A 22,528-nucleotide genomic window follows, 5' to 3' on the forward strand; every position below is an offset into this window, starting at 1 on the left:
AAAAATTTTTGAATAGAAGTTTTTTGTTGTTTTACAACAAATGTTCACAAAAAATCACGAAACCTTGTTGTTTCAGCGAATCCTTTATTCTATGATAAGAAAGCATTCATTCACCAATAGCGATAAGAAAAGTTGAGAAAGGAAGATCGATATGATGCCAATTGAAAGGCAACAACAAATTTTAACGTGGCTGGAGCAGGAAAGTTCTTTAAAAATTTCTGAGCTAAGCAAAAGGCTGAAAGTTTCTGAAATGACAGTTTACCGTGATCTTCAGCCATTAATCGATCAGCAGAAATTACAAAAAACTTCAAACGGGATTGCACTGGCTGCCCCAGCTGCTCTTCCAGCCGGAGTTTGCAGTTACTGCTTGAAGCCAGCAAACTCCCGTATGGCGTTTCAACTTATCAAAACATCACAGCAAGTAGAGCAAACTTGCTGTGCACATTGCGGGCTGCTGCGCTACCGGGACATCGAATCAGAAGTTGCGCAGATCATTTGCCAGGATTACTTAAAAGACACCACCATCAGCGCAAAAATGGCAGTCTATTTGTTTGATGCGGATCTTCAGCTCAATTGCTGTCAACCCCAAGCCATTCCATTTGATAATGCAGCTCAAGCTAAGCAATTTCAAGCAGGATTTGGCGGAGAGATTGTCAGATTTGAACAAGCGATTGAGCGTATTTCTAATGAAATGAATGGCAGTATTTGCTGTAAAAAGTAATCAACAAGGCATTGCTGCATTGTTAAAAAGGCAAAGGATCGGCGATACGAACTTAAAATAAAAGCAGGCAATTTCACAGATATAGAAATAATCTAAATCACAATTTCTTGCGTTGTCCAAATAGAATTGCAGCTGACAGGAGAACTTTTACATAAGCCACGATAGACATCTGTCATGTCCTGCAAAAAAGCCAGCACACTTTCGAAGCACGGGAAATGAGGATCACTAATGAAAAAAGAACCAGAGAAACAAGCAGCTCCAGCCGCAAAAAAAGAAGATGGCAATCAGTTTTACAAAACGGTTTGGAGATGGCACTTGTATGCAGGGGTCATTTTTGCGCCGCTTCTTGTGCTGCTGGCCATAACAGGATCGGTTTATTTGTTTAAAGCCGAAATCGAGAATGTTCTCTACGAAGAGTATTATGCGGTTCCGGCGCAAGAAGAGCGAGTTGGAGTTACTGAACAGATGGATGAAGTAAACCGGATTTATCCAGGTGCTATTATTACAAAATACCGTCCAGGAGAAAGTGACACGCGATCAAGTGAAGTGACAATTATGGACGGAGAAGAATCCTTAACGGTATTTATGAATCCGTATACCGGAACCGTCATCGGTGAACTGAACAACGAAGACCGCATTATGGACAAAATCGAAGAAATTCACGGAGAATTGATGGCTGGAACGCTTGGCGACCGAATTGTCGAATTGGCAGCCAGCTGGGCCGTCGTGCTGATCGTGACCGGTTTCATTCTTTGGCTGCCGAAGAAAAGAAAAGGAATGGGAGGGGTGTTGTTCCCTCACTTGCGTAAAGGAGTAAAGGTGCGAAGACGCGACCTTCACGTTGTGCCCGCGGTATGGCTTTCTGCAGGTTTGTTGTTTTTAATCATGACCGGATTGCCGTGGTCAGGTTTTTGGGGAGCCAATTTCCAGGCCATCACCACCAATACTGGAGAAGGCTACCCGCCATCTGTTTGGGTAGGCGGTGCGCCGTCATCCAACGCTCAAACACAGGACATCGCAGAAGTGCCATGGGCTGCTGAAACCTTGGATGTTCCTATTTCGGACATTCAAGGACTGATTCCGCTGTCTTTGGATAAGGTAGTGGAGATTGCAGAACGGGAAGGGATTTTTCCAAGCTATTCTATTTTTATTCCGCAGGAACCGGAAGGCGTTTACACGCTGTCCGTTTTTCCGCCAAAAGCACAAGACGAGGCGACAATGCACATTGACCAATACTCGGGCGCAGTTTTAGCGGATTATCGTTACGACAATTATGGGGTGATCGGGAAAGTCGTGGCATGGGGAATTACGCTTCATAAAGGATCGCAATTTGGATTGGCAAATCAGCTGCTTAGCCTCTTCATCTGCCTGGGAATTATTTTCGTCGCCGTCAGCGGAGTCTATTTATGGTGGAAAAGAAAGCCAGGAAAAGGAATGGGCGCACCGGCAGCACTTGCACTTTTTAAAACAAAATCCTTTTTAGTTCTTATGATCGTGCTGGGCTTGCTATTTCCTCTTGTAGGATTTTCAATTGTCATCGTCTGGCTGATTGACTGGTTGATCATTCAACGCATTCCAAAAGTTAAAAAATGGTTAAATGCATGATTGCAAGAAAGGGGGATTGCTGAAATGAAAAAAGCCAGTTTAGTTGCTTCTATCATCATTGGATTAGCCGTGTTGAGCGGCTGTTCGCTGCGCAGCGATGCGGCAGATTTGTATACAAAGGAATCGCCGCTCCAAGTGAAAGTGAACACGCCGGATCAACTTGTTTCAGGAGAAAAAATTGTGCTGCAGGCTGTTTTGCAGCAAGAAGGCGAGTTGCTGGAAACAGCCGATTTTGTTCATTTTGAAGTATGGAACCGGGATGGATCGGTGCGTTTTCCAATGGAAGAAGCCATTAATGCAGGAGAAGGGGTGTATGAGCTCTCTGTGGAATTTGAAAACGATGGCTTGTACTACTTGGAAGTGCATGCTGGAAACAACGGATCTCTCGTCAGCCCGCAGCACCAATTTGTAGTCGGCGAACTTTCAGACAGTGAGCTGGAGAGTTTGCAAAAAGGACCCGCACCGGCAGAAGGAGCACCTGAACATCATCATTAGTACCCTATAAAAATCGTCCAACCTGGTTCTGTGGAATCTAGTTGGACGGTTTTTTTGATGGACAGTTACATATGGTTTTTAATCGCGGTCACTGTGCCGAAGCATGCGGTAACCTACCCGAATATGCGTTTGAATATATTCTGGATGTGCAGTGTCCTGCTCTATTTTTTTCCGCAGAGTGGCCATAAAAACACGCAGGCTGGGAACATCTGAAGAAAGCACGGTTTGCCAGATTTCTTTTAATAAGAAATTGTGCGTCAGCACTTTCCCGACATGCTTAGACAACACAACCAATAATTTGTATTCAATAGGCGTTAAGTGCACTTCTTCGCCATTTACGGAAACCGTATTTGCCAAGTAATCAATGGCCAGTTTGCCATTAACGAAAATTGGGCTTTCATTTTCCTTATGGCGCTCGCTTGCGGTTCTTCTTAAAGCCGCGCGGATGCGTGCCAGCAGCTCATCAACACTAAAAGGCTTGGTCACATAATCATCCGCCCCTGCGTCCAGAGCCTGTATTTTATCGGACTCTTCGCCGCGCGCGCTAACGACAATAATTGGGATTTGCGACCAGCTGAGGATGCTTTTAATAACATCGGCGCCGTCCATATCCGGCAGCCCCAAGTCCAAAATTATTAAATCAGGTTTTAAGGACAAGGTTTTTTGAATCGCACTTTTGCCATCCGCAGCCAAGTCATATTCATACTGCTGGGTGGATAAGGTCATTTTGATCAAATTGCCGATGGCTATGTCATCTTCAACAATCAGGATTCGTTTATTCATCGATTGTCACCATCCCTTTTTTCAGTGAGAAACTAAATACGGTTCCTGTCGGCTTGTGGTCTCCAACGGTCAGTTCGCTGCCGTGCAATTTTAAAATAGTTTGGCACAGGGCAAGACCGAGTCCAAGTCCTCTTCGGCTGTCGCTCCGCTGGATCTTTCCGGTTGTAAAAGGTTCAAATAGTTTTTCTTTTAAGGCGTCGTCAATCCCAGGTCCATTATCTTGAACACTGAACAGCACTTTGCCGTCCTTTTCACTGGCATGTAAAACGATGCAGCTGCCTGCGGGTGTATAAGTCAACGCATTATCAATCAAGTTGATAAAAACTTGAATAATGAGGCGGGCATCCATTTCCGCCATCAGCAATTCGGGTTCAACATTGTATATAATTTCGTGGCTCTGCTGTATGCCTGCTGCGTGGGAAATTGCTTCCTGAATAATTTCGAGCACAATTTCTGGCTGAAGTTCGATGCCAAGTTCTCCGTTTTCGAGTCTGGACACAGCCAATAAGTTTTCCACCATCTGCACCAGCCATCTGGAATTGCTGTACATGTCCTGGTACAGCCGTTTTTTCTCTTGGTTGCTGAGTTGCTCACTGTTGGTCAATAATATATCCGCATTTCCCGAAATGCTCGTGAGCGGTGTCCGCAAATCGTGGGATATAGCCCGCAATAAGTTTGCCCGCATTTGTTCGAGTTCTGCTTCTTTGGCCACTTCTTCATTTACTTTTTGCAAATGCCATTTATCCAGAGCAAACGAAAAATCATTAATGATGGCATGCAAAATATGGCGTTCGAATGCAGGAAGGGGAGTTTCTTTTGACAAACCGATGCCAATAACACCCGTTACAGCATTGCCGGACAATACCGGCAAATAATACGCTTGCGCTTCTGGAAAAATATCCGTTGAAATACCCGCCATCTGCTTATTGTTTGCTACCCAAGTCACCACACCGCGTTCACTGGCATTGTTGAATGCCACCGCTGCTTGTTGGTTTTCAGCACTGCTTAAATTGTCGGTTTGAAAAAAATCAGTCTGGCCGATCAATTTATTGCGGATTTCAGAAAATACGATGGGTTTTTCAACAAGTTTAACCATTTGCTCCATACCTTCTTTAATAATTTCTTCATATGACTTGGCATGCTGCAGCTTGCGATTGGTTTCCAAGAGCACTTCCATCCGGTACGATTTCTGGACAGCAGCGACAGCCTGTTCCCGTACTTTTCGAGTCAGACTGCTTGCGATCAACCCGGAAAGAAACATGATAAAAAATGTCATGGGGTAATCCTGGTGGTACGCCTGAAATGAAAAACGGGGTTCCGTAAAAAAGAAGTTAAACGTCAACACGGCAGCAAACGAGCTGATAAAGTTCATGAGCCAGCCGGAAGTCCAAGTGGCCAGTAGCAAAATGGCCAGAATGTAAATGGTAATGATATTCGATTCGCTGACTCCGTACCTTAAGAAAAAAAGACCAATCAAAGTAGCAAAACTAAATACGATAAAAAGTTTGAGCATATCCATCCATTGGAATGTCAGGCGAAAGCGAATATCTGGATTGCGCAACGGTGTTTTTTCCGAGTCCGGTACAATATGGATCGCAGTGTTCGGAAGCAAATCGGAAAATGAATCACTGATCTTAGCATCAAAAGGCCGCCATTTGCTTGTTGAACTTGTCCGGCCGATGACAAGTTTGGTAACGCCGCTGAATAAAGCATAGTTGGCAATGGCTGCTGAAACATCGTCTTCCTGAACAATGACCACATTGCCCCCCAATTGCTCAACCAGTTTCATGTGCTGCTGTACCCGCTCAATATCAGCTTGGCTTTTGTGCGTTTTCTTTATGCTTTGCACATAAAGCCCAGTGAATTTTCCGGGGAGTGCATGTGCCAAACGGGCTGCGGAACGAATCACTTTTGCGTTGGTCGGGGAACTGCTGATGCCTACCAATATATGTTCTTCTACTTGCTGCCTTTGTTCGGCCGCCTCTTTTTTTACATTTTTTTGATGAAAAAGAGTATCCGCCGTTTTTCGCAATGCAATTTCTCGAAGAGCTTCTAAATTTTTCTTTTTAAAAAATGAGTGAACTGCTTTTTCCGCTTGTTCGATTGAGTAAATTTTCCCTTGATTAAGCCGCTGAATTAAATCTTCGGGTTCAATATCCACCAGTTTTAATTGGCTGGCGTGATCAATCAAGTAGTCTGGAATGCGCTCGCGTACTTTTATTCCGGTAATGTCTTGTACTAAGTCCTGCAAGCTTTCTATGTGCTGGATATTCACGGTCGTATAAACATGGATGCCTGCAGCCAACAGCTCTTCCACATCACCATAGCGTTTTAAATGGCGCATAGCCGGAACATTGGAATGAGCCAATTCGTCGATCAGCACCAGCTCGGGTTTTCGAGCCAAGACGGCATCAATATCCAACTCTTCTATAATTTTTCCTTTGTAATTGACTTTTCTTGTAGGAATTTGTTCAAGGCCATCCACCAAAGCAGCTGTTTCAGGACGTGCATGAGGTTCGATATAACCAATTGCTACATCCATCTGCTGTCTTTGGGCTTCATGTGCTGCATCGAGCATGGCATAGGTTTTGCCAACTCCAGCAGCATAGCCGAGAAAAATCTTCAGTTTGCCGGTTTTGGCTTCGTACTCTTCTTTCTTAATCTTCGCCAGAAAATCCTCAGGGCTTGGGCGCATCTCTTCCATCTATATTCACCTCTTTTCTATTATAGCCTCTAGTCCCATTAAGACAGCGTTAAGATTTCCATCTTTATGCGGTCTTAGTGAAAAATCGTTTTTCCTAACGCTGCATTAAGTTGAAGTACCCTATGATGAAAATATCAGCAGCGAAAGGATGGGGAACATGACAGATGTCTACATGATCGGACTGCTTATACTGAGCTTTGCCAGTCTTTACGGATTGGCGAACTGGTGCTTTAGCAAAAAGGAACAATAAGGAGGAAACAAGCGTATGTGGATTGGTTTAGGAATTATTATTGTTTTGTTATTTGGCTATTTGGGCCATGCATTGTTATTTCCGGAAAAATATTAAAAGTTCAGTAGGAGGTAGGGAAGATGTTGCAAATTGCTGCTGTATTGGTGATTTATCTGCCGCTAGTTTTATTGGCGGGCCATTATTTATATCGAGTGACGATGCACAAAAAGACGTGGTTCGATCCAATCTTTGATCCAATTGATCGAATAATTTATAAAATAAGCGGTGTCAAACAAAATGATATGACTGGCAAGCAATATGTGCTGGCTTTAATTTTATCCAATGCCCTTATGGTATTTATCGGATATGGCTTGCTGCGGATGCAATCGTGGCTGTTCTTGAATCCGAACGACATCAGTGGCATGGAAGAAACGCTGTCTTTTAATACGATAATTTCATTTATGACCAATACGAATCTTCAGCATTACAGTGGAGAGTCGGCTTTGAGCTATCTGTCCCAGATGCTGGTCATCACATTTATGATGTTCACATCTGCTGCAACTGGGTATGCCGCGTGCATGGCTTTTTGCAGAAGGCTGGTTGCCAATACCGATACGTTAGGGAACTTTTTTGTGGATTTTATTCGCGTTATTACGCGTGTCCTATTGCCGGTTTCGCTTGTGGTTTCTGTGATCTTGGTCTCACAAGGTGTGCCGCAGACACTTAACTCAAACCAAACTGTCGAGACCCTAGAAGGGAGTCTTCAGGACATTGCACTCGGCCCCATTGCTTCGCTGGAATCGATTAAGCATATCGGCACAAATGGAGGCGGTTTTAACGGAGCCAATTCGACGACGCCGTTTGAAAATCCAAACGTCATAACCAATATTGTGGAAATGCTGTCGATGATGCTGCTGCCAGGCGCCTGTGTGGTTGCATTTGGGTTGATGGTCGCCCAGCGCCGGAAAAAAGCTCTTGTCGGAAAACAGGGAATTGCGATCTTTTCAGCCATGAGCATACTTTTTTTGATAGGCGTTATAGTTTGCTATATGGCTGAGAGTTCTGGAAATCCTATGATCGATAAGCTTGGCATTTCACAGGAGATTGGCAGCATGGAAGGAAAAGAGATGCGCTTTGGCATAGCGCAATCATCGCTGTTTACGGTTGTCACTACAGCCTTTACTTCCGGGTCCATTAATAATATGCACGATACCCTGACCCCGGTCGGTGGGCTTGTTGCCATGTTTAATATGATGCTGAACGTGGTGTTCGGAGGCAAAGGTGTTGGGTTAATGAATATGATGATGTATGTATTTCTGACTATCTTTGCAGCTTGCCTGATGATTGGCCGGACGCCGCAGTTTTTGGGCAAAAAAATAGAAGAAAAAGAAATGAAGCTCATCGCGCTTTGCTTGCTGATCCATCCGGCGCTCATTTTGCTGCTGTCTGGTCTAGCCGTTGTCTCAGCAGGAGGGGTTTCCGGGATCACCAATCCAGGAGCGCACGGGCTGTCCCAAGTTTTGTATGAGTTTGCATCTTCTGCGGCCAATAATGGATCAGGATTTGAAGGCTTAGCTGACAACTCGGCATTTTGGAATATCACGACTGGAATGGCGATGTTTTTTGGGCGATACTTATCGCTGATTTTACAGCTTGCCGTCGCCTCTCTTTTAGCTGTTAAATTGTGGCATGCTGATTCTGTCGGTACGCTAAAAACAGATAATGCTTTGTTTACTTTCCTTCTAGTAGGCGTAGTTTTAATGATTGGCGCATTAACTTTTCTACCGGCCGTGGCACTTGGGCCAATTACTGAACATTTGCAGTTAAATTTCTGATGAGGTGAACAGCTATGCAGACGGTATTAAGAGAAGAAGACCCACAAGTAACAGATTCTCGCAAACATTTTATTTCCAAAGAGATTTTGAAAAACTCAACGATTAATGCCTTTAAAAAATTCAACCCAGTTAGGATGATGAAAAATCCAGTCATGTTTGTGGTTGAAATTGGATTTCTGCTTGTATTTGTTTTGACGATTTTTCCAGACATACTCAATGAGGTTGGTATGGGACAAAGTCGAGTTTACAATGGCATTGTCGCTTTTCTGTTGTTTGTCACGATTTTGTTTGCGAACTTTGCAGAAGCAATAGCCGAAGGGCGAGGGAAAGCGCAAGTAGACAGTTTGAAAAAAGCCCGAACCATTACAGAAGCCCGTGTGCTGCTGGCGGATGGTTCGGAAACGATGAAACCGGCTCATCTGTTAAAGAAAGGTGACGTCGTCCTTGTCCGTAAAGGCGAGATCATTCCAAACGATGGCGAAGTGCTGGATGGGATTGCAACAGTTGACGAATCAGCCATTACGGGCGAATCGGCACCGGTGATAAAAGAGCGGGGAGGAGACTTTTCATCCGTAACCGGTGGCACACGTGTAACAAGTGATTGGCTGAAAATGGAGATCACTTCTCTTCCGGGTGAATCATTTCTGGATAAGATGATTTCATTGATTGAAGGAGCGAGCCGCAAAAAAACACCCAACGAAATCGCGTTAAATACGATACTGGTAAGTTTGACGATCATCTTCTTGCTGGTAGTTGTTTCACTTTACCCCATGACTTTGTATTTGGGCGTCGACATTTCAATTTCTACATTGATTGCATTGATGGTTTGCCTCATACCGACTACCATTGGCGGATTGTTATCTGCTATCGGGATAGCGGGAATGGATCGTGTTACCCAGTTTAATGTGATTGCCTTATCAGGGAAAGCCGTAGAAACTTCCGGTGACGTGGATACGTTGATACTGGATAAAACAGGAACAATCACTTATGGGAATCGGATGGCGACAGAGTTCAAGCCGGTCAAAGGCATTCGCCACGAAGAGTTGGCAAAAGTGGCTTGGTTAAGTTCACTGACGGATGATACACCGGAAGGAAAGTCCGTCGTGACGCTTGCGGCAACCATGAACTTGGACATGTCAGATGAGGAAAATATTAAGAAAAACAGCAGCCATATCCCATTTACTGCACAAACCCGGATGAGCGGCCTTGATTTGCAGGACGGTACCAGCATTCGAAAAGGGGCTTTTGATGAAATCAAAAAACAGGCCGTTGCAGCCGGTAAATCTGTTCCGAACGATTTGGATCAATTGGTTAACCAAGTGTCATCAGTTGGAGGAACGCCTCTGGCAGTGATGAAAAACAATGAAATTCTTGGCGTCATTTATTTAAAAGACATTGTAAAAGCGGGATTAAAAGAACGATTTGAACAGCTTCGCACGATGGGCATAAAAACCATTATGTGCACGGGCGATAACCCGTTGACGGCCGCTTCAATCGCAAAAGAAGCGGGAGTCGACAGTTTCGTAGCCGAAAGCAAACCGGAAGACAAAATCAGGCTGATCAGAGAAGAACAAGCACTTGGAAGAGTAGTCGCGATGACCGGTGACGGTACCAACGATGCTCCTGCTCTTGCGCAAGCTAACGTCGGCATTGCAATGAATTCGGGGACCAATGCTGCCAAAGAAGCTGCCAATATGGTGGACCTGGACTCTAATCCGACCAAAATTATTGAAGTCGTAGCAATCGGCAAGCAGCTTCTTATGACACGTGGGGCACTGACAACTTTCAGCGTAGCGAATGATGCAGCTAAATATTTTGCCATCATTCCAGCAATGTTGGTTATTGCAGTACCGGAAATGGAAGCCTTGAATGTCATGCGGCTGGATTCGCCATCCAGTGCAATTATTTCGGCCTTGATTTTTAATGCAATCATCATCCCGCTTTTAATTCCAATTGCGATGAAAGGCGTTCAATACAAGCCGATGAGCGCAAGCCGGTTGTTAAGCAAAAATTTACTGATTTATGGTATAGGGGGCATTATCGCTCCATTTGTTGGCATTAAGCTGATTGATTTAATAATCAGTCCGAGTTTACGGATGATGGGATTATAGGGAGGCAGAACGATGAAAACTTTTTTTGAAAACGCCAAACAAGCCATATTGATTACGTTGGTTATGTTTTTACTATGCGGATTGTTGTATCCATTTGCCGTCACTGCAGTTGCTCAAGCTTTTTTCACTCACGAAGCAAATGGCAGCATGATCGAACTGGATGGCCAAACGGTCGGTTCTGAAAAAATCGGACAGGCATTCACCTCGCCTGAGTATTTTCACGGACGTGTCTCATCCATTAATTATAATGTCTATTCAGCAGAAGATGCGCTGGTAAACGATCAGGGGGAAGCGGCATATAGTGGGGTCAGTTCTGGATCGTTCAACTATGCCCCGTCCAACCCTGAATTGGAAAAACGAATTGCAGCTGATATTGAAGCATTTTTAGAAAACAACCCAACTGTGAATCAAGAGCAGATTCCTGCAGATTTGCTGACAGCTTCAGGTTCCGGGCAGGACCCTCATATTAGCGCAGAGGCAGCTGCCATTCAAATGGATCGTGTAGCAGCGGAAAGCGGCATATCTAAAGAAGAACTGCTCCGCATAGTGCAAGCGAATACGGAAGGGCGTTGGGCTGGAGTGTTTGGAGAAGAAACGGTCAACGTGCTGGCTGTAAACTTAGCCATTTTCAAAGAAATAGAGGAAGGTTAATTTTTCAGAAGTTCATGAGAGTAGAATGCAAACAGCAAATAGGCCAACTTAAAAAGCAGAGATGCAATATCTCTGCTTTTTGTCAGGCTGTCGAGAAACCTCGGCAGCTGTTTTGCGTTTCGCTCCAGCCGGACGCTTTTGGCCCCACAGGATGTGGGTCATGCAGCAGGTGAGACAGGACGAAGCGCTGAGCCTCCTCGTTGCAAGCTCCTGGGGGCTCATTCAAGTCGCTTCACTCTGCACTCTTTAATCAATCCAACCTGGCTGGCCACGAAGACTCCTGTGGGGCAGCGAAAGCTGAAGACCCCGCAGGAACGAAAGTGACGAGGAGGCTGAAGCTGAGCCCACGGAAAGCGAAGTGGCCGGACCGGTTGGATTTATACATGACTATTCATTTATTGGGCCTTTTTTTACAGTCTGAACGCAAAAAGCAGAGATGCAATAGCTCTGCTTTTTTTCGTTGGCTGTCAGCCTGTAAAGATTTGATCATACGGGTAACGGTACTTCACTTTTTTCGGTTTGAGGAACAAGAAGAACAGTGTTAGCGGCCCAACACGGCCCAAAAACATCAGCACACTCAATAAAATTTTTCCAGCATCACTCAAATCAGCGGTAATTCCCATGGACAATCCAACGGTCCCAAACGCGGAAACAATTTCGAACGCTAATGGCAGAAAGGGGATGGATTCTGAAATGGTTAGCAAGAACAAGAATATGACCACGGTCAAGACACCTAAAGTTGTAATGGCCAAAGAACGAATTACGGTCCGCATTCGAATCGTGCGTCCGAATATTTCAGGTTCTTCACGTCCGCGGAAAAAAGAGAAAGTTGCCAAAATAACAACGATAAACGTACTTAACTTAATACCCGATGCCGTCGAGGCACTGCCGGCACCAATAAACATCAACATCATCGTAAACAACAAGGTCGGGTCTTCCAACATGCCATAGTCCAATGTATTAAAGCCGGCAGTTCTTGGAGTGACCGCACTAAAATAAGACACAATGGTTTTTTTATAAAGGGAAAACTCACCGATTGTGTTGTTATTGTTGTACTCCAGCAGGAAAAACACAACAGTTGCAGCTGCATTTAAAATTAGTGTTCCTGTCACCATTAGTTTCGTATGGAGTGACCAATGAAAGAATGATTTCTTCTGATAAATATCAATTACTACCGTAAATCCAATCCCACCAATAATAAACAATGAGGATAATAGTAAGTTCACGAGCGGATCTCCCGCAAAGCGAATCAAGCCATCTTCAAACAAGGAAAACCCAGCATTGTTAAAGGCGGAAATTACATGAAATACACTCAAGTAAAATGCGTGCGCCCAACCGTAATCGGGAAACCAATAGAGAGTCAAAAGCAGTGTGGCAACAGCCTCAATGCTTAAAACAAAAAACAGGATCAGGCGTGCAAGTTTGACAATGCCTCCCAGAGAATTTTGGTTAAAAGCCTCTTGAAGATAAACCCGATTTTGTAGGCCCACTTTTTTGCCGAGCAGCATAAAAAGCGCCACTGCAAAGGTCATTAAGCCAATTCCGCCGCTTTGGATGAGAACCAGTAAGACCAGTTCGCCAAAAAGAGTCAATGTATTTCCAGGATCGAAGACGACCAATCCTGTAACTGTTGTTGCTGAAGTAGCCGTAAAAAAGGCATCCACCCACGTAATTGGTGTTACCGAAGCAAATGGCAGCTTCAACAACATGGTGCCAAATAAGATCAGTGCAATAAAGCTCCCTGAAATGACAATGGGAGGGGACAGGTGTTTTTTCTTTTTTGTCAGGGGCATTTCGGGACACTTCCTAATTAAAGGGATAAAAAAGCTTCATTTCTGAGTGCTGACAATTAGTTACGTATACTATTGCTTATGTTACATGCCTTTTTCTTCAAATCGCCTTAAACTTTTTCTGTGGCCCATAGTGATTAAAATATCTCCCTTGAAAACTTCATCTTCTGGCAAAGGTGCAATATTGACATCTTCAAATCGTTTAATAGCTAGAATGATACAACCATATTTTTCACGAATATTAAGCTGTTTCAAGGTTTTCCCAGACATATTGGAAGGTGCAATCAACTCAATGATGCTATAATCTTTCGACAGTTCAATATAGTCGACAATTTTATCAGAATCCAAAAGGTGAGCTACCCGAATACCCATCTCTTTTTCAGGTTGGATGACTCGATCAGCTCCCACTTTTTCTAAAATGAGCTGGTGTTGGTGATCACTTGCCTTTACCCACACATTGGGAACACCCATTTCTTTCAGCATAAGCGTACACAAGACACTTGCCTGCAAATCTTCACCAAACGCGACAATGGCATGCTCAAAATTCCGCACCCCTAAGGCCTTTAAATCTCTTTCGTCAGTGCCGTCAGCTACTACGGTATGTGTAGCAAATTCAGACATCGCATCGACACGCTCTTCCGTCAGATCCATCGCCAGTATTTCGTGCCCCATCGCATAAAGTTCCCTGCAAACACTGCTGCCAAAGCGGCCCAGTCCGATGACGACAAATTGTTTCTCCATTAAATTTCCTCTTTTCTATCTGTTACTCAACAAAAGAGACCATTGGTATGAATGGTCTCAGCTTGTGCTGTAAATCAATTTCACGAACCATGCCATGAACGCAAACAAAGTTTACAGACGATGGACTTGTAAGCATCTCTCTAGACAAGCCGATTTTGACCTAAGAAAGCCTGCAGAAAATTGAATACTGTCCGCTTCGTTTATAAGAACTAGCAAATAAAAGTCAGATCGATATTTATTTTCGATAAATAACAAGCTACGCTTCTTTATATTGCTTGTCAATAAATGTTTTTTAGCTTTTGCAAACCGAAAAAATAGACAAGCTGAACCAAAGACTCGAATGTTTTTAGCAATATAGATAATCGATTTAACTTATAGCATGAGCTCGGTGGCAGAGTGTAGCTTGGCAGGCGGCGCACTCTTTAGAGTCACCAAGCTTTGTTTTTAAAAACATTGAGTGCTATGGAATAGGCGATGATCATTATAACCATACACCAAGCAAGCGCCATCCAAATATCAGTGCCTACAGTCCCATCATACAATAACGCACGAATCGAATTCACAATGGAAGTCACAGGCTGATTTTCAGCGAAGATCCTGACCATGGCAGGCATAGTTTCAGTGGGAACAAAAGCAGAGCTAATAAATGGAAGGAAGATCAAGGGGTAGGAATAAGCTGTCGCACCTTCCATTGAACCGGCTTTCAATCCCGGAATAATGGCCAGCCATGTTAAGGCCAGCATAAATAGCCCCAGTATCCCAACTACTGCCAGCCATTCCAAGATGCCTGCACTTGAACGGAAACCCATTAACAAGCCAGCGCCAATGACCACCAGGACTGCAATCGAGTTGGAAACAAGCGAAGTCAGTACATGCGACCATAAAATGGAGGAGCGTTTGATGGGCATCGTAAGGAAACGTGCCATTAAGCCACCTTGAACATCGTTATACAGCCGCAGTGAAGTATAGGCGACGCCCGATGCAATGGTAATCAGCAAAATTCCCGGCAATAAATAATTGACGTAGTTTGTTGTCCCCGTATCTATTGCGCCTCCAAAGACATAGACAAACAACAAGAGCATTATGATTGGGGTAATCGCTACTGTGATAATCGTGTCAGGACTGCGTAAAATGTTACGCATGAGGCGTCCCAACAAAACTCCAGTTTTGCTTTTCATTTAGATTCTCTCCTTTTTGTTAATAATGGCCAGGAACACTTCCTCCAGTGTCGGCTGTTTTTCAACATATTCCAGTTTAGCAGGGGGGAACATCTTTTTTAATTCAGCAAGCGTTCCGGTTGTGATGATTTTCCCATTATGCAATATGGCAATACGGTCTGCCAGCTGTTCAGCTTCCTCGAGGTATTGGGTCGTTAATAAAATCGTGGCACCTCCGCCTGCCAGCTCTTTTATCGTACGCCAAACTTCAAGTCGCGATTCCGGATCAAGCCCTGTGGTCGGTTCATCAAGAAAAATAACTTCCGGAGAACCGATTAAACTCATGGCAATATCGAGCCGGCGTTTCATGCCGCCAGAGTATTTCTCTGCCCGGCGATCGGCGGAATCGGACAAGCTGAATTTGGCAAGCAGTTTATCTGCAACTTGGTGCGGTTTGGAAACTCCACGTAATTTAGCAATCATAATCAGGTTTTCCCGACCAGTGAGAACGCCATCGATAGCAGAAAACTGTCCCGTCAAACTAATTTTTTGCCGGATTTGATCGGGATGCAGCAGCACATCCAATCCAGCTACTTTTATTTCGCCAGCGTCGGGTTTCATTAAAGTTGAAAGAATGTTAACGATTGTTGTTTTTCCTGATCCATTAGAACCCAGCAACGCAAAAATTTCACCGCTCTGTACGCCAAAATCTACATGTTCTAGAACTCGGTTGGTTTTGAATGATTTTTTCAAACCATTCACTGCAATTGCAACCTCTTTCATAGAGAATCTTACTCCTTTCCTAATTTCTTCATCATGTCGAGGTTGATTTTTTGCCGATAGGCGTCAGTCCACATTTGTGTGCCGCTTAAAAACTCATCACAAAATTCGGCAACGTCTTTGCCCGTGACATCGAGGACGTGCATGCCATCCGCTGCGCTGGCTTCAAACAATTCGAGTAGTTCGTGTTGTGTTCTTAACATATCAGAGCCGTCACCGCCGGCAAAACTCCACATGTATGCATGAATTTTCTCGAAAACAAACCGATAGTCTTCGGGAAGTGCTTCAGCTCTAGCCATTTGCTTTTTATACTCTTTTTTATCACCAATCATTTTTTTGATTAGATCCAGCATGATTATTCCCCCTTCACCTTAAAGTTTTCCATAACTTCTCTGTTCAAGCGATTTCGAGAACTTTCAAAGTTGGGAATCACAGATCGCATAAAGTCATCACTAAACTGGCTGACATCATGACCTATAACTTCAAGAACTGGCTTGCCTTCGGCTGCACTGGCTTCGAAAAAATCTGCTAAGTCCGCAAATAGTGTCAAGTCTGTAAATATTGTCATATCACCGTTGGCAGGACCAACACTAAACATGTAATGTTGAATTTTGTGAAATGCAAACCGATAATCTGGCGGCAGAGAATCAACTCTGTTCATCAGTTTTTTGTAGGCTCGCTTTTCTTCCAAGTCGCCAATGATCAGTTTAATAATTGCATCCAACATAATTAGTGTTCCCCCTTTAATTGATTGATTTTAGACGATACAAACTCCCATTTTCCCCAGAAAGTTTCGAGATGTTTTTGGCCAGCCGCGTTGAGTGTGTAGAATTTTCTGGGCGGACCTTTAGTAGAGGCTTTTTTATCGATATTCACAAGATTATTTTTTTCGAGCCGCATGGTAATGGTGTAAATAGTTCCTTCAACAACATCTGTAAAGCCCAGTTCCCGCAACTTTTGCGTAATTTCGTACCCATAAGTTTCTCCGCGGCTGATAATTTCGAGGACACAACCTTCAAGTACACCTTTTAACATTTCGGTATTGTTTTCCACTTTGTTCACCTCTTTTAATATATGAATTAACCTAATCTGTATTACTTACTACCACTATATAGTATAACTAAGTAGATGGGTTGTCAAGAAACTTAAACCATGTATTCGTAAGTTAAGATTTTTAAAACTATAGGCAGCAAAAAAGGAAGAGCAAAAGCTTGTAATAGCTTTTGCTCTTCCTATAAAGATGAGTGCCAATCTTTCTATAAAGCTACCCATCCACTTTTAATGGCCTTTAAAACTATTTGGGTTCGATCGACCAAATCCAACTTGGAAAGAATTTTAGAAATATGATTTTTCACGGTTTTTTCACTAATATCAAGCAATTCGCCAATCAACCGATTGCTTTGGCCTTGAGCCAATAGGCGGACGATGTCCATTTCTCTCTTCGTAAGGAGCTTAGGACCAGGTTCTGCGATTTGGATAGAAAAATGTTCATTGCCGTTAATTCTGCCATGCAATTGTTGGACTTCGCTGATTAAAAATTGTGCAAGAGAAGGATCCAGATAATAATTGCCATTAGCAACAGTACGCAAAGCTTCGATTACTTTATCTATTTCAGCATCTTTCGAAAGGTAGCCAACAGCGCCATGCTTTAATGTATCGAGAACGTGCTGTTTATCAGTTGAAATGGAATAAATAATAATTTTTGCTTCAGGATGCTGAAGCAAAAAATCTTGCAGCTCCGTGATTCCTTGAGAGTCGCTAGTGAACAATTCCGCTAAAATGATGGTTGAGCTAAAATCCTCGAAAACAGTAGGAAGGTTAATCAAGGCATTGTGTTGGTCGATAATTAAAAATTCATTGTCTAAATCATTTAAAATCAATTTCAAACCTTCTGCTAAAAGACGATTGGTGTCGACCAATAACACAGATAGTTTGCTTTCGGTGTTCGGGTAATGCATTGTAAAACTCCTTTTTGTCTGCTATTAAATTGAATTTAAAAGTTTTGAAGGCGATAAGTACCTCGTCCGCTTTCTTTCGCATCATACATCGCTAGATCTGCGCTTTTTAAAATAGATGATACCGTAGCTCCAGCCAGAGAAACCAGAGCAACTCCCATGCTGGCTGTGACTTTTTTAGGTCCATTTTGCATATACCATGGCCCTTCCATTGCGGTTTGAATGTGTTGTGCCAAGTCCTCAGCCTGTTCACGGGTTTTCACGCTCGGCAACAACAGGACAAATTCATCGCCGCCGAGGCGGGCTGCCATATCTCCAACTTGCAGTGGCTGGCTGACGCGCCTGCTAAATTCCTCAATGACCGCATCACCGACCTCATGGCCAAAGTCGTCATTAATCTGTTTGAAATGGTCAATGTCCAGCAAAATAACTGCTAATGTCTCGTCCTGGTGGGTAATAATCTCTTCAGACAAGCGTTGCTTGAAAAATCGCCGATTTGGCAATCCGGTCAATGAATCATGGTACGCATAATAATGAAGTTTTGTTTCATGCTCTTTTTGCAACGTAACGTCTCGCGTAATCGTCAGCATATGAACAAATTGTCCTTGTTCATTGTAAATAGGTGTTCCTTGAAGCTCAGACCAAAGCCAGCCGTTTATTTTGTGCTCCAGACGTATTTCAATTACGTAATTTTTTGCTTCTTGAACAGCTTGCTTATAGATGTTTCGTACGAGCGAAATATCTTCTGGGTGAACATTGTGGAAAGGCGACTTTTCGATATACTCTTTTGGGTCAAATCCGTAAACACGTTCTATAGAAGGGGAGACATACAAAATTTCTCCTTTGTAGTCCATCAATACAATGACATCATGGGCATTTTCGGCGATGATTCGAAAGCGGTTTTCGCTTTCAGCATATTGGCTGATTAGTTTTTCGATTTCCCTCATATCTCGAAGTACGGCATAGATGCCAACTATTTCATCATCCTCTTCAATCGGTGCAAATTGGATGGATACACCAATCAAATGACCCGATTTTCCTCGGAATTTTGTCCTGAAATCTTCGATTCCTCCCACCAGTATTTGCTCGTAAAAATAGTCCAGCATTTTAGCATCTTTTCCATAAATAAATTTGCTGAACTCGATGCCGGCAACGTCATCTGGCAAAAACCCTGTCAGCTTTTCAACCGTTTGATTGCCTGACTGAATATGCCCTGACAGGTCTAGCGAAAGAATAGCATCGGCATTGTTGTCATACAGTGACCGGTAACGGGATCGACTCACCTGTATACGTTTCCATGCTTGCTGACTTTCCATTTTCGCTAACCGTTCGGCAGTAGTATCTCTGACAACCCCAATGATATGCGTGCAGTTACCATCGTCATCCAAGAGCGGTGTTAAAGTAGATTCGGAATAATAAAACTCGCCTGTAGGAGAACTATAAGAATCTGTATAGACAACGACTTTTCGAGTGGTCAACACTTTCTCGTAGTTCCTTGTCAATATTTCTGCCAATGGGCCATTATGGACTTCTTGAAACGTTTTGCCGATTGCATCTGCTGTTAAGGTTGTCCGTTCAAATACAGCTTGATTCAAAAACGCATAAGTGAGTATTGAATTGTTTTCAGTACTTACAATAAATACCATGTCTTTTATTGCGCTCATGAAAGCTTTATCAAAGGGAAGTACGTTATCTTTTTCCATTTGTGGATTTCCTTTCTCCATTGAATCCTATTTGCCACGGCTTAGGCATTCAATTATCTGGCGAACTTTTAACCGTTTTTGTGCCTAGTGAAAAATTGACTTCCGCTTGAAAATACTTGGCTTCAAAATCAGACGGGGTCATTGGCTTGTCATACAGATAGCCTTGGAAGACTTCACAACCGTTTTCTAGTAAAAAGTCAACTTCCTCTAACCGTTCTACGCCTTCTGCAACAAGGTCACTCTCGATGCTGGTTGCCAAATATATTAAGGATTTCAATACAGCTTCTGATTTGCGGTCTTGTCCAATTTTTTGTATGAAAGACCGGTCTATTTTTATTTTGTTAATTGGAAAGTGGGTCAAATAAGAAATCATCGAAAATCCAGTGCCAAAATCGTCAACCGAAATGGAAATGCCTTTAGATTTGCAAAGAAGAAGAGTCTCCAGTGTTTGCTGTGAATAGACTAATTCGACTTGTTCGGTAATTTCGATTTCAAGAAGACTGGATGGTATTCCCTGCAAGCTTAATAGTTCAAAGAAGCGATCAAAAAATACCGGATTATTAAGAAGGGAAGAAGTCATATTAATAGCAATACGCTGGTCCCAGGTAAACCTTTTCTGCCAGTCCTTGATTTGAATGAACACTTCTTTAAGTAAATGTAGTGTCAGTCTGTCGATTTGCCCGGAATCTTCTGCAATTTGTATAAACTCTATAGGCGAAATTTCTCCAATTTCGGGATGGTTCCATCGGGATAAAACCTCAGCTCCAACTATTTTTCCAGAAAGCTCATTTATCTGTGGCTGCAAGGTGTAATAAAACCCTAATGTATTTAAATCGTTGGATAAATCCCGTTCGATAATTAGTTTCCGATTGTATGATGCTTTCATCCAGGGCCGGAAAAAAGAATAGGATGTACCGTGACTCTTTTTGGTTTCGTACAGAGCAACTTTGGCGCACGAAAATAAATCTTTGATGGTTGAGGCATCAAATGGAAAACAGGCAATCCCAATATTTATAGTGACATTCATTTTTTGGGAAGTGCTTAACCTGATTGGTTGGCAAAAGGACTTTTCTATCTGTTTTGCCATATCTTCTAAATTGTCTTTTGAGTGAGATTCACGCAATATAACAAACTCATTGCCTTCTATTCTGACAACATGGCAAGTCTCATTTGAAAATACTTTTAGTTTTTCTGCATACGTCTTGATGAGTATTTCCCCTGTATCAAAATGGTCAAAAGCATGGATATAATTGGACTTTTCGATGGAGACATGAAAAATTGAAAACTTTTTCGATTTTTTCATCAATGATTCTGCTGTCAGCAAGAGAGACCTCCGATTAGGAAGCCCGGTTACATAATCATAATAAGTGGATTCTGCTATCTGGACTTCTTTTATCTTTTGATCGCTGACATCATGAAAGTACATGCTTAAGCTGCCATTTTTCAAGGGACAAATTTTGACTTGAAACCATTTATCCAATGGCTCAAAATAATCAATGAATTCCTGTACAACTTGAGTTTTTAAGGCTTTCTTACAACTTTGGTAAAAGCTTGTATTGGATGCTTCTGAAAACCAATTTTTGCGTTTGCCAAGCATGACATTCTCACGGCTTTTATGAAGAAGTTTTTCTGCAATTTTATTCACATAAATTATTTGCAGATTGCTGTCCAATAAAATAAACCCTTCGGTCATGCTTTCTAATACCAGTTCAGCAGTAATCAGCTGAGAAGATTCTAAGCTCACCAACTTAAAAGATAGCAATGCCCCTACCGGACGGTTTGGGGCAGGGATCAATCTTCTCACTTTCCCCTGAAGCCACTGAATTTTTCCGCTTTTGACCTTGAGGGGATGCATGATTTTCTGTTCTTTTGTTTGATCAGTCAAGACTTGCAGCAGCAGCTCAATCTCACTTTCTTTTCCATATTCTCTCAAATGATGGAACAGATTTGTACCTACTTGCCATGATGACTCTTTTTCTTTTTGTAAAACGCAAAAACTAAGCCAGGCTTCATTTATATGAAGTATGATTCCATCAGCATCAATGGCTATCAGAAATTCATCTCCGGTATCCATCGATTCTTTACTTTCCATCTCTGTATAATTCAATATTTCCCCCCCAAGCTTAAAAGCGATAAATCCTTTTGCGTTTTTTCACTAAAAATTTTAAAAATACTTAGAAAACGTTCATTAAAGAGCTATTGCAAAATGCGAGTAAGTTCTACAACGAAAATTTCCTTTTTCTTCGACATCGTTGATTTCTTTATCACTTTTTCGAGAAAGTGCATTTAGTACATAAAAGATTTTCACTAAACTATTCATCACTCTAAAGATGTAAGAAGAACAGGATATGAAAAATCCACCCACAAACATTCCTTTCCAGGAAAAACTAAAGCAAGATCATACTCATTCGATATCCGAACTCTCTCTTAATTTGTACAGGTTTACTCAATGATTTTATCTGCAAATTTTATTTCATTCATTCCAAGTCTTAAGAGAGCAGAGATGCTTTCGAAGATGAACATGTTTTAATTCCCCCCTTTTTGTTTTAAATAATTTTTTGTTATTTTGAACATGAAAGTTAATAACATAATTAGTAAAAAGTAACCAAAAAGTTTGCTGTACCTTCATACTATAGTAATTAATAGTAAAAAGAGCCTAAAATCAAAAGAAAAATAAATAAACCTAATTATTTACTTAAAAATATATTTTTTAGAACTTTTTTACTATTAAATTCCATTTATATGTAATTATTTTTATTAAATTCCATTATATGTATTTTAAAATTCTGCTTAAGCTGTCTAGATAGACTCCACATTGTTTAGAAAGATATGGAATATGCCGAATTTCATGATGATTGTAACTACTTCAAGCGTTAACTCAATATTAATGGATATCTCTGCCTTTAGAACGAAGAGTGTTGCATAGTCGTAATCAAGGGGAGCGTTTTTGGCTTAGTGACCAATAAAAATTCCAGAGACATTTGGAAGCTTCATCTTTATAGTTGGTTCTTATTTTTTTGTTAGCGCAGTACTTTAAATTAACAAGTTGATCAACTATGGGTTATGTCGTATGGCTAAAGAAAGGTTATATTCTTATCGAATAAATATAAAAACGGTGGAGAACCAATGGGGAAAATAGATAAATATACGAGGAAGGGGCGGTTTGATAAGGACTGGCTTCTTTGTTGGTGAATACAAATAAGAATTCTCTTTTATATCGCAGCAGCATGGACTTTGTTACTGAGGTTTTCCAAACTAAGAATGAAAT

The 22,528-nt window shown here is 42.2% G+C and carries 19 protein-coding genes; 7 read left to right on the plus strand and 12 right to left on the minus strand.

Annotated elements, in window-relative coordinates; genetic code table 11:
• The first annotated feature begins 151 nt into the window (after positions 1 to 151).
• The 3 genes from AC4EHK_RS07150 (at position 152) to AC4EHK_RS07160 (ending at position 2,821) form a co-directional block, all read left to right on the plus strand.
• Complete coding sequence (locus AC4EHK_RS07150; protein WP_490978106.1) at positions 152 to 721, plus strand: DeoR family transcriptional regulator; 570 nt, start codon at positions 152 to 154, stop codon at positions 719 to 721.
• A 228-nt stretch (positions 722 to 949) separates the two neighbouring features.
• On the plus strand, positions 950 to 2,326 hold the full coding sequence (locus tag AC4EHK_RS07155; protein ID WP_490978107.1) for a PepSY-associated TM helix domain-containing protein: 1,377 nt from the start codon (positions 950 to 952) through the stop codon (positions 2,324 to 2,326).
• 24 nt (positions 2,327 to 2,350) lie between these two features.
• Positions 2,351 to 2,821, plus strand: coding sequence for a FixH family protein (locus AC4EHK_RS07160; protein ID WP_490978108.1), 471 nt, complete (start codon positions 2,351 to 2,353; stop codon positions 2,819 to 2,821).
• A gap of 78 nt (positions 2,822 to 2,899) precedes the next feature.
• Here AC4EHK_RS07160 and AC4EHK_RS07165 read toward each other — a convergent pair whose 3' ends face one another.
• Both AC4EHK_RS07165 and AC4EHK_RS07170 read right to left on the minus strand, forming a co-directional pair.
• Positions 2,900 to 3,604, minus strand: a complete 705-nt coding sequence (locus tag AC4EHK_RS07165; RefSeq protein WP_490978109.1) for a response regulator — start codon at positions 3,602 to 3,604, stop codon at positions 2,900 to 2,902.
• Positions 3,597 to 6,308, minus strand: a complete 2,712-nt coding sequence (locus AC4EHK_RS07170; protein ID WP_490978110.1) for an ATP-binding protein — start codon at positions 6,306 to 6,308, stop codon at positions 3,597 to 3,599. Before AC4EHK_RS07170 ends, AC4EHK_RS07165 begins: the two co-directional genes overlap by 8 nt.
• A gap of 265 nt (positions 6,309 to 6,573) precedes the next feature.
• Here AC4EHK_RS07170 and kdpF point away from each other — a divergent pair, with 265 nt between their 5' ends.
• The 4 genes from kdpF to kdpC are packed head-to-tail and all read left to right on the plus strand — an operon-like array spanning position 6,574 to position 11,134.
• Positions 6,574 to 6,654, plus strand: coding sequence for a K(+)-transporting ATPase subunit F (gene kdpF / locus AC4EHK_RS07175; RefSeq protein WP_490978938.1), 81 nt, complete (start codon positions 6,574 to 6,576; stop codon positions 6,652 to 6,654).
• 23 nt (positions 6,655 to 6,677) lie between these two features.
• On the plus strand, positions 6,678 to 8,372 hold the full coding sequence (gene kdpA, locus AC4EHK_RS07180) for a potassium-transporting ATPase subunit KdpA (protein WP_490978111.1): 1,695 nt from the start codon (positions 6,678 to 6,680) through the stop codon (positions 8,370 to 8,372).
• Between the two features lie 14 nt (positions 8,373 to 8,386).
• Entirely contained in the window at positions 8,387 to 10,483 is a 2,097-nt protein-coding gene (kdpB, locus tag AC4EHK_RS07185; protein WP_490978112.1) for a potassium-transporting ATPase subunit KdpB, read from the plus strand.
• Positions 10,484 to 10,495: 12 nt separating this feature from the next.
• Positions 10,496 to 11,134, plus strand: a complete 639-nt coding sequence (kdpC, locus tag AC4EHK_RS07190) for a potassium-transporting ATPase subunit KdpC (protein WP_490978113.1) — start codon at positions 10,496 to 10,498, stop codon at positions 11,132 to 11,134.
• Between the two features lie 467 nt (positions 11,135 to 11,601).
• Here kdpC and AC4EHK_RS07195 read toward each other — a convergent pair whose 3' ends face one another.
• The 10 genes from AC4EHK_RS07195 to AC4EHK_RS07240 form a co-directional block, all read right to left on the minus strand.
• Entirely contained in the window at positions 11,602 to 12,927 is a 1,326-nt protein-coding gene (locus AC4EHK_RS07195; protein ID WP_490978114.1) for a TrkH family potassium uptake protein, read from the minus strand.
• 81 nt (positions 12,928 to 13,008) lie between these two features.
• Entirely contained in the window at positions 13,009 to 13,665 is a 657-nt protein-coding gene (locus AC4EHK_RS07200; RefSeq protein WP_490978115.1) for a potassium channel family protein, read from the minus strand.
• A 428-nt stretch (positions 13,666 to 14,093) separates the two neighbouring features.
• Positions 14,094 to 14,843, minus strand: coding sequence for an ABC transporter permease (locus AC4EHK_RS07205; protein WP_490978116.1), 750 nt, complete (start codon positions 14,841 to 14,843; stop codon positions 14,094 to 14,096).
• A complete protein-coding gene (locus AC4EHK_RS07210; RefSeq protein WP_490978117.1) occupies positions 14,844 to 15,605 on the minus strand; it encodes an ABC transporter ATP-binding protein in 762 nt (253 codons plus the stop codon).
• Between the two features lie 8 nt (positions 15,606 to 15,613).
• Positions 15,614 to 15,955 (minus strand): DUF1048 domain-containing protein, encoded by a 342-nt coding sequence (locus AC4EHK_RS07215; RefSeq protein ID WP_490978118.1) that lies wholly within the window; start codon positions 15,953 to 15,955, stop codon positions 15,614 to 15,616.
• Between the two features lie 2 nt (positions 15,956 to 15,957).
• A complete protein-coding gene (locus AC4EHK_RS07220; protein WP_490978119.1) occupies positions 15,958 to 16,329 on the minus strand; it encodes a DUF1048 domain-containing protein in 372 nt (123 codons plus the stop codon).
• A 2-nt stretch (positions 16,330 to 16,331) separates the two neighbouring features.
• Positions 16,332 to 16,655: a PadR family transcriptional regulator gene (locus tag AC4EHK_RS07225; protein ID WP_490978120.1), complete on the minus strand. Its 324-nt coding sequence runs from the start codon at positions 16,653 to 16,655 to the stop codon at positions 16,332 to 16,334.
• Between the two features lie 203 nt (positions 16,656 to 16,858).
• Positions 16,859 to 17,560: a LuxR C-terminal-related transcriptional regulator gene (locus AC4EHK_RS07230; protein WP_490978121.1), complete on the minus strand. Its 702-nt coding sequence runs from the start codon at positions 17,558 to 17,560 to the stop codon at positions 16,859 to 16,861.
• Positions 17,561 to 17,595: 35 nt separating this feature from the next.
• Positions 17,596 to 19,260, minus strand: coding sequence for a sensor domain-containing protein (locus AC4EHK_RS07235; protein ID WP_490978122.1), 1,665 nt, complete (start codon positions 19,258 to 19,260; stop codon positions 17,596 to 17,598).
• 49 nt (positions 19,261 to 19,309) lie between these two features.
• Positions 19,310 to 21,367, minus strand: a complete 2,058-nt coding sequence (locus tag AC4EHK_RS07240; RefSeq protein WP_490978123.1) for a sensor domain-containing protein — start codon at positions 21,365 to 21,367, stop codon at positions 19,310 to 19,312.
• Positions 21,368 to 22,528: the final 1,161 nt, after the last annotated feature.

It is taken from the genome of Planococcus sp. TJ-307 (assembly GCF_058268435.1).